The organism is Sporacetigenium mesophilum DSM 16796, assembly GCF_059569055.1.
The window spans coordinates 60700-73876 of record NZ_JCANUR010000007.1; the positions used below are offsets into that span (position 1 = coordinate 60700).

At 26.4% G+C, this 13177-nt stretch carries 10 protein-coding genes; 9 read left to right on the forward strand and 1 reads right to left on the reverse strand.

Features of this window, described 5'->3' with window-relative positions; genetic code table 11:
* Nucleotides 1-43: 43 nt before the first annotated feature.
* Nucleotides 44-1006 carry an LCP family protein gene (locus BS62_RS07660; protein WP_496490674.1) on the reverse strand — a complete coding sequence of 321 codons (963 nt, stop codon included), beginning with the start codon at nt 1004-1006 and terminating at the stop codon, nt 44-46.
* 371 nt (nt 1007-1377) lie between these two features.
* On the opposite strand from BS62_RS07660, the gene BS62_RS07665 reads away from it, so the two are divergent.
* The 9 genes from BS62_RS07665 (at nt 1378) to BS62_RS07705 (ending at nt 13090) form a co-directional block, all read left to right on the forward strand.
* Complete coding sequence (locus BS62_RS07665) at nt 1378-2082, forward strand: sugar transferase (RefSeq protein WP_496490675.1); 705 nt, start codon at nt 1378-1380, stop codon at nt 2080-2082.
* A gap of 20 nt (nt 2083-2102) precedes the next feature.
* Nucleotides 2103-4541: a glycosyltransferase gene (locus BS62_RS07670; protein WP_496490676.1), complete on the forward strand. Its 2439-nt coding sequence runs from the start codon at nt 2103-2105 to the stop codon at nt 4539-4541.
* A gap of 13 nt (nt 4542-4554) precedes the next feature.
* Nucleotides 4555-5673, forward strand: coding sequence for a glycosyltransferase family 4 protein (locus BS62_RS07675; RefSeq protein ID WP_496490677.1), 1119 nt, complete (start codon nt 4555-4557; stop codon nt 5671-5673).
* 5 nt (nt 5674-5678) lie between these two features.
* Nucleotides 5679-6437: a WecB/TagA/CpsF family glycosyltransferase gene (locus BS62_RS07680; RefSeq protein ID WP_496490678.1), complete on the forward strand. Its 759-nt coding sequence runs from the start codon at nt 5679-5681 to the stop codon at nt 6435-6437.
* 37 nt (nt 6438-6474) lie between these two features.
* On the forward strand, nt 6475-7653 hold the full coding sequence (locus BS62_RS07685) for a glycosyltransferase family protein (RefSeq protein WP_496490679.1): 1179 nt from the start codon (nt 6475-6477) through the stop codon (nt 7651-7653).
* Nucleotides 7654-7686: 33 nt separating this feature from the next.
* Nucleotides 7687-8760 carry a mannose-1-phosphate guanylyltransferase gene (locus BS62_RS07690; RefSeq protein ID WP_496490680.1) on the forward strand — a complete coding sequence of 358 codons (1074 nt, stop codon included), beginning with the start codon at nt 7687-7689 and terminating at the stop codon, nt 8758-8760.
* A gap of 35 nt (nt 8761-8795) precedes the next feature.
* Nucleotides 8796-10343 (forward strand): murein biosynthesis integral membrane protein MurJ, encoded by a 1548-nt coding sequence (gene murJ / locus BS62_RS07695; RefSeq protein WP_496490681.1) that lies wholly within the window; start codon nt 8796-8798, stop codon nt 10341-10343.
* Between the two features lie 218 nt (nt 10344-10561).
* A complete protein-coding gene (locus tag BS62_RS07700; protein WP_496490682.1) occupies nt 10562-11374 on the forward strand; it encodes a type I phosphomannose isomerase catalytic subunit in 813 nt (270 codons plus the stop codon).
* 24 nt (nt 11375-11398) lie between these two features.
* The gene (locus tag BS62_RS07705) at nt 11399-13090 is read left to right on the forward strand and encodes a phospho-sugar mutase (protein WP_496490683.1); all 1692 of its coding nucleotides are present in this window, start codon (nt 11399-11401) and stop codon (nt 13088-13090) included.
* The last annotated feature ends 87 nt before the right edge of the window (nt 13091-13177 follow it).

Sequence of the window (13177 nt, forward strand, 5' to 3'; positions counted from 1 at the left end):
ATAAAAAACTAGCTCCTATAAACTAAAATATAGGAGCTAATTTTTATTCGTACATTATATTTTCATATATAAATTTATGAAGTATATCCAAACATTTTTCACGATCCCAATCTAAAACCCATCCTTTTCCACCTTTAATTGAACCATTACTATATTTAAGTATAGGGAATTCTAGTTGGACTATATCGAAGTTTCCTATTTTATAAGCAGTAAATCCTAAACTCATCATCTTAGCAGGAGAAATATCAGTTTTAACATAAGGTAATACTGAATCAATAAGAGGCGGATATTTAGTTACAGGTAAGCTAAATGCCTTGTCAGCAGCTGCTTGAATTATTTTTCTTTGACGAGCATCTCTACCAAATGCACTATCGTTATAACGTATCCTAGAATAAGCTAATGCTTGATATCCTTTTAGAGTATGAACCCCTGGAGTTTGTATATACTCAATAGACCCTTTATTTGCACTCTTATCAAAAGCATAACATTCAGTTATATACTTATTTAATTCATTAATCTCAGAAGATTGAATATCTACTCCTACACCATCAATAGTATTTATTATATCAATAAATGTGTAAAAGTTAACTATAGCATAGTGATTTATATCAAGTTCGAAATTTTTCTCCACAGTATCTAATAATAAATCTATTCCACCATATGCATAAGCATGAGTTAGTTTTTCTTGTCCACGCCCTGGAATATCTGCGTAAGTATCTCTAGCTAATGAAGTCAACTTTAATGTATTATGAACACTGTCTATTGTCAATATCATCATAGAATCAGATCTACTTCTTTCATTTAAATTTCTAGCATCTATACCTACTAATAGAATATTAGATATGCCTTTAACTTGTTTAAAGTCTGTTGACGTAGTTATTTCTTTAGTTGTGCTACTAGATACATACATAGAATTTAGTTTGAAATATAAGTACCCAAAAACAGTGGTTGGTAATATAATAGTTAAAACTAATAATCCTATAACAATATTTTTTAAAGCTTTCATATATTATATCTCATCCTTTATTTAAGATTTTTATTGGTTTTAAAGATGTATAAATTATATTCTAATTTGGGCATAAATTCAATAAGTATTTGACTTAAGATAAATTAATATGTATATAATAATATTTAGCAATTATAGTGACAGTATAATATTATTTAAAATGATAATAGGATAACCGGGTATATATATAATAAACATTTATTCTGAAATTTATGCTATAGGAATAATTGTAGTTATCTATATGGAAATAAATATGTATTTTATTTATTAAGTAATCTATGATATAATTAATCTGATTTTACGCAAATAGACAAATAAAAACATAATACCATAAATAATTTAGAAAAATTAAGTAAATAGGAGGGGTAATTATGGAAAAAAAGATTGACTGTAGTGAGTTAGGCTGTAGTGAGCTAGCTATTACAAGAAGCTTCAATAAAAGCTTTAATACTGTGACACCTAATAATTCTCCAATATATATTTTCTTAAAAAGATTAGTAGATGTATCTGCTTCTTTATTTGGATTAATAATTTTATTGCCATTATTTTTAATAATATCAGCATTAATAAAGTTAGAAGATCCTAAGGGGAAAGTATTTTTTGGACAAGAAAGAAACGGCAAGGACGGTAAAGTATTTAAAATGTACAAATTTAGATCTATGGTTCATAATGCTGAAGAGATGTTGGAACAATTAAAAGATAAAAATGAAGCGTCTGGACCTGTATTTAAGATAAAAGATGATCCGAGAATAACTAAAATAGGTAAATTTATTAGAAAAACTAGTATAGATGAACTACCTCAATTATTCAATATTCTAATAGGGGACATGAGTTTGGTAGGGCCAAGACCACCACTACCACAAGAGGTGTCTCAATATAACTCATATCAAATGCAAAGGCTATTAACTAAACCAGGTTTAACTTGTTATTGGCAAGTTAGTGGAAGAAATAGTATCGGATTTGATGAATGGGTAGAATTAGACTTAAAATATATAAGAGAACAAAATATAGGACTGGATATAAAACTTATTTTTATGACAATACCCTGCTTATTAGGAGATACGAATGCATCATAAAAGTTTTAGGGGGGACAAAAGTGAAAAATTATTTATTAAATAATAAAGAACGAATATTATATTATATAATTTTATTTAATTTTTTAATTGACTTTATTAATGGAATATGGGCATTTCCAGTTTCATTTGGTCAGATAACTAGAACTTTAATTATGATGATATCTTTATATTATATTGCAAATTATGATTCTAAAAAGATAAAAAATATAGTATTAGTATTTGTATTTTTTATTACCAGTATAATGTTGTCTTTTATTATTGATCATAATTCAATTCATGGACTAAAATTAGATATAAAAATATTTTATAGGATTTTTTACTTTATTGTTTTTACGCAATTATTAGTTATGTTTACCAAAAAAAATATAATAAAAGAAGACTTAATAAGAAAAGCTATATATAAAAGTATGTATATTATACCAGTTTTAATTTGTATATCTTATTTACTAGGAATATCAAAAAGCAGTTATGCTTACGGAAATATAGGAATAAAAGGAACCTTTATATCATTAAATGCTTTAAATGCTTCATTAATAGCTATGTTTGTTTTTGCATTAGATAAGATTTATTTAGAAAAAAAATTAATAGATATAATAGGATTGATAATAATATTAATCTCCTTAATAATGTTAGGAACTAAGTCTAGTTTTATTTTTATAGCACTTATTTTTATAACATTTATTGTTGTTTTTTTGAAAAATACTGGACTAAAAAACTGGTCTTTAAAATCTACTTTTTTACTTATAGGGATATTATTTGCATCAATGGGTATTTTACAATTATTCTTTAAAACAACTATAGATAGTATAGTTTCAATGCAATTATACTTTATTAGTAATAATGATTTATTAACATATTTATTAAGTGGAAGAAATAAATTGCTTGAAGCTGGATACTCTACGTATATAGACAATCTAAATATAAAAAACATTATATTTGGAATGGGATCATATAACGTCCAAGTAGATATATTTTCTATTGTCAATAAAGCCTCAGGTGGAATCAAAAATATAGAGATGGATTTATTTGATATTTTATTTTCATATGGAGTTATAGGAACTATAATTATTTATACCTATGCTCTAAAATTACCTTATAATTATATAAAGAAAAATTTCAATATAAATAGACCATATATTATTGCATTAATAAGTTTACTAATATATGGACTTTTAGGTGGTCATGTTTTTGATTCTCCTATGGTAACCACTATTTTAGCATCATGTATAGCAGCAATTTATTGTAAAAAAAGTGAATATAGTGAGAAATCTGCTAAAAGATCTAAATTTAATATAGGTATATTGCATTCAGGCGATTTAAAGAATATATCTCCAGGAGGTATTTCTCAATATATAGAAAAAATAATAGAAAATAACGATAATAAAAGTAATATAGTATTATTTGGAACTTGTGAATATAATAGTGATTATGAGTTATTTAAGGAATATGAAGTAAATTTTAAAAATAAAAAATATACTTTTATACCTGTAAATAAAAATAATAGAAAACCCCTTTCAATATATTATTTTTTAAATATATTTAAATTATATTTAAAAAGAAGAGAAATTTTTAATAATATAGATGTTTTCTATTGCCAAAGAATGGAATATGTTTTACCTTTTATATTTATATTAAGAGACAAAAAAGTTGTTATGGGAGTTCATGGTTCAGGTAAGTATTCTTATCTTTTCTGGGGTGATTTTATAGGTACTATATATAATATAGTTGAAAGGTTTGCAATAAATAGAGCAAATAAAGTTATAGTACTTTTAAATAGAAAAGAATTTGGAGTTCCATATTACAAAGAAAAATTTAAAAAAATGTCAGATAAAATAGTTTATGGAAAAGTGCCTATAGATTTAGATTTGTTCAAGAAATTAGATAAAAATAATATTAGAAAAGAATATGGTTTTGATAACAATGATAAAATTATTCTTTATTGTGGAAGAATAGAAGACAATCCTAAGAGAGTTATGTTGTTTCCTGACATAGCTAAGAATTTAAGTGAAAAAATAGATAATCTAAAATGGGTAGTTACAGGAACGGGTAATGATTTAGAAAATTTAAAACAAAAAATAAAAGAATACTCGTTAGAGGATGTTTTTATACTCAAAGGCCATGTTTCTCATGGACAAGACTTAGTTGATATAATAAACTGTTCGGATGTATCTATTATATTATCAAATTTTGAAGGTATATGTATGTCTGCATTAGAATCAATAGCTTGCTCTGTACCTGTAATTGCTACAGATGTAGGTGATATAAATGAATATATATATAACAATACTAATGGGGTTATTATTCCAAATTCAAATCCTGAAAATATAACAGAAAATGCAAGTGAATGTATTAATGATATACTATCAAATAAAGATAAAATAAATATAAGTGATGTTTATAAAAGATATGATAGCAAAGTAGTGCGTGAAGAATTAATAAAAATTTTAAAAGATGCCTAGGTGAGTGATACAAATGAAAATATTAATAGATCTAACAAGTATATATGATAAATTATCTGGAATAGAAAAGTTTTGTTTAAATATATCAAAGAACATGATTTTTAATGATACTAGTAATGAGTATTTGTTATTATTTAAAAAAGAGATTCATGAAGAGTTTAAATTTATACATGACCGACAAAATATAGACTATAAAATCTTAAATGTTAATAACAAAATACTGTTAGACCAAATAGTGGTACCTTTTCAATTATATAAATATAAGTGCGATGCTTACTTATTCTTGGCATTTCCTTCTCCTGCTTTATTTTTTAGCAAAAAAACTGTAAATGCAGTACATGATATGACACCATGGTTATTTCCTGAAACAATGTCGTTTAAAGGTCTAGTTTATTTTAAGTTCCTAATCAAATTAGCTCTGTTAAGAAGCAAGTTAATTTTAACTGTTTCTAATAATTCAAAAAAAGATATATTAAGATTTTATAATCACAATAATATACAAATAATAAATAATGGCGTAGATAAAAGATATAGAGAAACAGATAATAGTGAGATAAATGATGTAAGAATAAAATACAATCTTCCTCAAAAATATCTGTTGTGTATAGGTACACTAGAACCAAGAAAAAATACAAAGTTATTAATTGATGCTTTTGTTAACTTAAAGATAAAGAAAAATATTCCTCATAAGTTAGTTATAACAGGAAGACATGGATGGAAGTATGATTCAATATTAAGTGAAATAAAAGAAAAAAACTTAGAAAAAGAAATAATATTTACAGGATTTGTTGACGAAGCTGATCTTCCTTGTATTTATAAGGGAGCAGATTTGTTTGTATTTCCATCGTTATATGAAGGATTTGGAATACCACCGTTAGAAGCAATGGCAAGTGGAGTTCCGGTTATAGTTTCAGATTCTTCATCTTTGCCTGAAGTTGTAGGGGAAAAAGGGATAATGTTTGAAAATAATAATCAATTTGACTTGGAAAACAAAATAATTGATTATATAAATCTAGAAGAGTCTAAGAAAAAAGAATATATACAATACTGTTTAGAAAGATCTAAAATGTTTAAATGGGAAAATGAAAGCAAAAAATTGTTGAATGTTTTAGAAAAAAATTTTAAAAGGTGATAATTGTGGATAAAAATAATGAGAGAATAGACATGTTTGACATAGCAATAGATAATGTTACTATGGAAGAGGCTATATATAAGATAGATCAACTTATTAAGGAAAATAATAATTCATATGTTGTAACTCCTAATGTAGATCATATAGTAAAAATACAAGATGATAATGAGTTCAAAAAACTATACAATGAATCAAGTTTAGTTTTAGCTGATGGAATGCCTTTGATTTGGGCATCTAAGATGTTAAATAAGCCGTTAAAAGAAAAAGTATCGGGTTCTGACTTATTTCCTCTACTATGTGAATACGCTTCAGAAAAAGGATATAAGGTGTTTTTTCTAGGTGGAAGAGAAGGTGTTGCTAAAACTGCAGCTGAGAAGTTAAAAAAACAATATAAAGACTTAAATGTTGTAGGGGTATACTCTCCACCATTTGGATTTGATAAAGACCAAAATGAAAATAAAAAAATAATTGATATGATAAAAAAATCAAGTCCAGATATTTTATTTGTTGGGTTAGGAGCTCCTAAGCAAGAAAAATGGATATTTAACAATAAAGATAAGTATGAAGTTCCTGTATCACTGGGGATTGGCGCTTCATTTGATTTTGTAGCAGAGAGCGTAAAAAGAGCACCTCTATGGATGCAAAAAAGTGGGCTAGAATGGTTTTACAGATTTTCTCAAGAGCCTAAAAGAATGTTTAAAAGATATTTCATAGATGATACCAAATTTATAGGGATTTTTCTAAAAGAAAAATTAAAAAAATAGTTGGCAATTGAATATAGTTTTTAGGGGGCAAGTATATATGATAGTTTTAGCAGATACTAATATGTCTAACAACAGACATTTAATATTTAATGCTTGTATGACTATGATATCATCGAAGCTTTTTGCCAAGGATAAAGTTGTTTTCTTTGGTGAAAAAAAGATGTGTCAAAATATAAATGAATACGTAGTTAAAAATAATTTGGATAACTTAACATATAAAGAGGTCGTTAATTACGACAAGTTAACTCTTAGTAAAAAAGAGTTATTAAATAAGGAGTTACATCAAATTAAAAATATATATAAAGTATTTAAATTTGCAAAAAAGAACAATGCTGATTTTTTAATATTCTTTTCTTTTTCTGCTATAGGACATTATTTCTTCAAAAAGGTTAAAAAACTGTTCCCAGGTGTAAAGACATTAGTTGTATTACATGGAGAACTTGATTATATTAATATATCTGATAAGAATGATAAGATGTATATTATGAAAACAATGTTAATTAAAGGTCTTAAATCTAAAACACCTAATACAAAATACATGGTATTAGGTGAATCCATAAGAAATAATTTCTTAGAACACAATATTGTCAATAAAGATGACTTAATTTGTATAGACCATCCGTATATATTTAGGGAAGAAAATGATAATAGAACACTTAACAAAAAATTAGTTCTAGGTACAGTTGGTGTAGCTAATAAAGGAAAAGGTGTACAAAATATATTTGAAGTTGCAAAAAGCTTTAAAGCAGATATTGAAGATAATAAGTTGGAGTTTAGGATAATTGGGAAAGTAAACGATGATATTAAGGAGTTTACTAATGAATTTGTAAAATATAGAATATCAAATGATTTAATACCTGAAGATGAATATAGGATAAGTATAAGTAACCTAGATTATATTCTTTATTTTTATCCTACAAATTCTTATAAGTTGACAGCTAGTGGAGCATTTTTTGATTCTTTATATGTAGAAAAACCGATAATAGCACTTAGAAATGATTATTTTGAATATTATTTTAAAAAGTTCGGCAAAATCGGATACTTATGTGATGATATTGATGATTTTATAAAAACAATAAAAAATGTAAAAGATAATCTAGATATAGATGAATATAATGAACAAATAAAAAATATAAAGAATGCTCAAAATATGTTATCTTTAGATAGTATAAAAGAAGATTTATATTTAGAACTTAAAAAAATAGACTATATCTAAAAGAGAAGCAATAAGATTCTTGGAGGTAATTTAATGAATATATATAATGTTATAATAGCTGGCGGTGGTGGAACTCGTTTCTGGCCTATGAGTAGACAAGCTAATCCCAAACAATTACTTAACTTAAGTGGAGTAGATGCTTTAATTAATGAAACTATAGATAGAATAGCATCTATATCAGATAAAGATAATGTATTTATTGTAACAAATGAAAAACAAGAAGACCTACTTAAGGATGTTGTAAATAATAAATGTAATCATAATAATATACTATTAGAGCCTTCAGCTAGAAATACAGCTGCTGCAATAGGGTATGCAGCATTGAATATAATGAAAAAACACGGCGATGGTATAATGTGCGTATACCCTGCAGACCACTATATAAAAGACGAGGATAGTTTTGTAAAGACTCTTAGAAAAGCTATTGATGTTGCAACTGAAAATGATAAATTAGTTACTGTTGGTATAAATCCTACATTTCCTTCTACGGGATATGGATATATAAATTTCGATAAAAATGTAGTTTATAACAATTCAGCTTATGATGTTATAGAATTTGTTGAAAAACCAGATTTTGAAAAAGCAAAAGAGTATATAAAATCAAACAAATATGTATGGAATAGCGGTATGTTTGTATGGAAAGTTTCTAAGATAATAGAGGAGTTTAGAAGATATATTCCAAAGGTTTATGCAAAGTTAGAAGAGTTAACTCAGTACATAGGAACTGATAAAGAAGCTGAAATGACAAGAAAAATATATCCAACTATTCCTTCTATATCTATAGATTATGGTGTAATGGAGAGAAGTAATGATGTAGTAGTTGTTCCTGGAGAATTTGGATGGAACGATGTAGGATCATGGGATGTATTAGGTGCTATATACCCAACAGATGATGAAGGAAATATAAAAAGAGGAGAAACAATAACTATAAGTACGGAAGATTGTATTGTTTATTCTGAAGACAAGCTTATAACTACAGTAGGTATTAATAATTTAATAGTAGTTTCTACTAAAGACTCTGTTTTGGTATGTCCTAAGGATAAAGCACAAGACGTAAAGTTAATAGTAGAGAAATTAAAAGAAGAAAATAAGAATGAATACTTGTAAAATAAGGAAGAATGAGTTCGAGGAGAGCAATAATTATGTCTAAGGTAACAGCATCAGCTATAGCCATTATGTTGGCTGCAATATTATCAAAAATATTAGGCTTTGGAAGAGAGTTAGCATTAGCATCGGCTTATGGTACTTCATCATATAGTGATGCTTATTTAGTAGCATTAAATATACCTATAATTATATTTGCAGGTATAGGGTCTGCATTAGCTACAAGTTATATACCACTATATCATAATGTAACCGAAAAGTATGATGAAGAAAGAGCCAGTAAATTTACAAATAATATCATTAATATTATAACTATAATAAGTTTCATTATTCTTATATTAGGCTTTGTATTTACAAAGGAAATAGTAAAATTATTTGCTATTGGATTTACAGGTGATACTTTACAGTTAACTGTTAATTTCACGCGAATATTATTTTTAGGTATAATATTTATGGGTATTAACTATATAATAACATCATATTTACAGCTAAAGGGTAATTTTATAATTCCGGCGCTTATAGGACTACCTAATAATATTATAATTATAACTTCTATATTTTTAAGTGCTAGATTTAACAATATTTATATACTTGTGTGGGGAACCTTAATAGGAACATTAAGTCAATTTCTATTCCAACTTCCATCTGCATACAAAAAAGGATACAAATATAGTTTAAACTTAGATATAAAAGATGAATTTATAAACAAAATGTTATTTTTAGTTATTCCTGTATTTGTTGGGTCTTATGTAAATCAAATAAATACATTAGTAGATAGATCCTTAGCATCTACTTTAAGTGTAGGAAGTATATCTGCTTTGAATTATTCAAATAGACTAGTAGGATTTGTTATAGGAATATTTGTAATGGCTATTTCAACAGCAGTATATCCTATGATATCTAAAATGGCTTCTATAGGAGACAAAGAAAACTTTAACAAATCTATAGTTAAGGCTATAAATGCAGTTGTATTAGTTGTATTACCTATATCTGTTGGAGCTATGGTTTTATCAGATCCTATAACTAAAATACTTTTTGAAAGAGGAGCTTTTGATTCCAAAGCTACAGATGCAACAGCCGTAGCATTATTTTATTATTCAATAGGTATTATAGGATATGCACTAAATGATATTTTAGGTAAAATATTTTATTCACTACAAGATACTAAAACCCCTATGTTGACTTCATTTTTTTCAGTTGTAATAAATATTAGTCTAAACTTAATATTAATTAGGTACATGGCACATGCAGGATTAGCCTTAGCTACTAGTATATCTGGTATATTAGGTGTTTTATTACTATTTAGAAGCCTTAAAAGAAAAATAGGCTATTATGGTCAAGATAAAGTATATATGGTAATTGCTAAAACAGCTATAGCTTCTTTAATAATGGGATTTATGGCAAAGATATCTTATAATTATTTAGTTGGCATTCTTGGAACTCAGACTACATTTCATATTATTTCTCTAGGATTATCAATACTAATAGGTGGAGTAGTATATGGAGTTTTAATTCTTTTATTAAAAATAGAAGAAGTGGGTGTATTAATAGATTTAGTTAAATCTAAACTTAAAATTTCAAAATAAGATATGTTATTTACAAAATGAAATTATGAACTGAACATTATTAAATAGATTATTTAATATATCTATTTAATAATGTTCAGTTCATTTGTTTACTATATTATTACTAAAAACATTGGTATATTTCTCTAGTTGTTGATATAATTCCATTAATTATGTATAATTGTAGTGTTAAAAATATAAATAAAATAAAATTATATTTTATTATATATGGAGGATTTATGGAAAAGATATTGAGATTAAGCCCATTCTTTAGTAAAAAGATATGGGGTTATGAAAAATGGAATGTATCTACTCATAGAAATGGCAACTCTGTAGTTGTAAATGAAAATAATAAATTACTTAAAGATGTACTAAATAAAGAGTTACCTATACTTATAAAAATAATACAAGCAAATGAGACATTATCTGTACAAGTTCATCCAGATGATGAATATGCAAATTTGTATGAAAATGATAATGGAAAAACAGAGTGTTGGTATGTGTTAGATGCAAAAGAAGACGCAATGTTAGTATCTGGATTAAAAAAAGGAATTACTAAAGAACAATTTAAGAAGATAATAGATGAAAATAAAGTAGAAGAATATATTGAAAAGATAAATGTAAAATCAGGTGATATGATATATATACCAGCTGGAACTGTACATGCTATTCAAGGTGGTATAAAAATACTAGAGGTACAACAAAGTAGTGATGTAACTTATAGGATATATGACTGGGGAAGAGATAGAGAAATGCATGTACAAAAGGCATTAGATGTTATAGATTATGAAGGAAAAAGAAAAGGTGGCAAAATAGAGAATTTTAGTAAGTTAGAAACTCCTTATTTCACAATAGAAAAGATTTATGTTAAAGGAAGCTATAATGACACTGTTAAGGAAGATTTTCAATGTTATACTGTAATAGATGGAAGCGGATATATAACTGATGGAGAAGAAATAATAAAGTTAGAAAAAGAAGAGACAGTTTATATACCAAATAATATAAAATATGAAATTAATGGGGATTTGAAGCTGATAAAATGCTATGTATAAAATATCAGAAAGGAAGATAGCAATATGGATTATAAAGAATGGTTAAATAATGATTACTTTGATGAAAAAACAAAACAAGAATTATTGTCTATAAAAGATGATGAAAGAGAAATACAAGATAGATTTTATAAAAATTTAGAATTTGGTACTGGCGGATTAAGAGGGGTAATAGGAGCAGGTACAAACAGAATAAACATATATACAGTTAGAAGAGCAACATATGGTTTGGCAAACTTTATAATTAATAAAACTGGAGATGAAGGTAAGAAAAAAGGTGTAGTTATTGCATATGACAGTAGACATATGTCTAAAGAGTTTTGTTTAGAAACAGCTAAGACTTTAGCAGCATGTGGCATTAAATCATATATATTTGATGACTTAAGACCGACTCCAGAGTTATCATTTGCAGTGAGACATCTAAATGCTATAGCAGGAGTAGTTATAACTGCAAGTCACAACCCATCAGAATACAATGGTTATAAGGTATATTGGACTGATGGAGGACAAGTATGCCCAGATATTGCTAATGAAATAATAAAAGAGGTAAATAAAATAGATGACTATAGTACAATACCTACTATTGATGAACAAGATGCAATAGATAGTGGAATGATAGAAATTTTAGGTGAAGAAGTAGATAGAGCATTTATTGATGCTGTTAAGAGTCAATCTTTAAGAAAAGACATAATAGAAAAAGTAGGCAAAGAATTTAAGATAGTATTTACTCCTCTTCATGGAACTGGAAATAAGTCAATAAGAAGAGCTTTAAAAGAAGTAGGATTTGAAAACATAATAGTTGTTAAAGAACAAGAAAATCCAGATCCAAACTTTTCAACTGTAAAATCTCCTAACCCAGAAGAAAGAGATGCTTTTAATATAGCTATAGAATTAGCTAAATGTGAAAATGCAGATATTATAATAGGTACAGACCCAGACTGTGATAGAGTAGGGGTTGTAGTTAAAAACAAAGAAAATGAGTATATAGTTTTAAATGGAAATCAAGTAGGTTCACTACTTGTCAATTATGTTATAGAAAATTTAGTCAAAGAAAATAAGCTGCCAAATAATCCAACTATAGTAAAAACTATAGTTACATCAGAGTTAGGTTCAGTTATAGCTAAATCATATAACGTTGATTGTCTAGATACTTTAACAGGATTTAAGTTTATAGGTGAAAAAATACATGAATTTGAACAAACTAATGAAAAATCATTTGTTATGGGATATGAAGAAAGTTATGGTTATTTAGTTGGAACCCATGCTAGAGATAAAGATGGAGTTGTGTCAGCGCTGCTTATAGCGGAGATGGCAGCATATTATTATTCTAAAGGTATGAGTTTATATGAAGGTTTAATAGAGGTTTCTGAAAAATACGGATATTATAAAGAAGATCTTAAGTCAATTACCCTTAAGGGAATTGAAGGAATGGAAAAGATAAAGACTATAATGAATTACTTTAGAAATAGCAAAATAAATTCTATTAATAATATAAATGTGAAAGAAATAAATGATTATGCTAAAGGAATAGAAGAACTACCAAAGTCGGATGTTTTGAAATATATATTAGAAGATAATTCATGGATAGCTATAAGACCATCTGGAACAGAACCTAAAATAAAGTTTTATTTTGGAACTAACGGAAATACTCAAGAAGAAGTTGATAATAAATTAGAATATATAATAAAAGATATTATGAGTATAGTTGAATCTATATAATAATTAAGAAGTACTATTTAAATAGTGCTTCTTTTTTTGTAATAATCAGTTAATTCTAAATAAGCCATATTGTAAATTCGTGTCGAA

Bases quoted from the DNA above. Each gene is read 5' to 3' on its own strand.
- BS62_RS07690 (WP_496490680.1), top strand. From the start codon at position 7,687: ATGAATATATATAATGTTATAATAGCTGGCGGTGGTGGAACTCGTTTC.
- murJ (WP_496490681.1), top strand. From the start codon at position 8,796: ATGTCTAAGGTAACAGCATCAGCTATAGCCATTATGTTGGCTGCAATA.
- BS62_RS07660 (WP_496490674.1), bottom strand. From the start codon at position 1,006: ATGAAAGCTTTAAAAAATATTGTTATAGGATTATTAGTTTTAACTATT.
- BS62_RS07700 (WP_496490682.1), top strand. From the start codon at position 10,562: ATGGAAAAGATATTGAGATTAAGCCCATTCTTTAGTAAAAAGATATGG.
- BS62_RS07705 (WP_496490683.1), top strand. From the start codon at position 11,399: ATGGATTATAAAGAATGGTTAAATAATGATTACTTTGATGAAAAAACA.
- BS62_RS07665 (WP_496490675.1), top strand. From the start codon at position 1,378: ATGGAAAAAAAGATTGACTGTAGTGAGTTAGGCTGTAGTGAGCTAGCT.
- BS62_RS07675 (WP_496490677.1), top strand. From the start codon at position 4,555: ATGAAAATATTAATAGATCTAACAAGTATATATGATAAATTATCTGGA.
- BS62_RS07685 (WP_496490679.1), top strand. From the start codon at position 6,475: ATGATAGTTTTAGCAGATACTAATATGTCTAACAACAGACATTTAATA.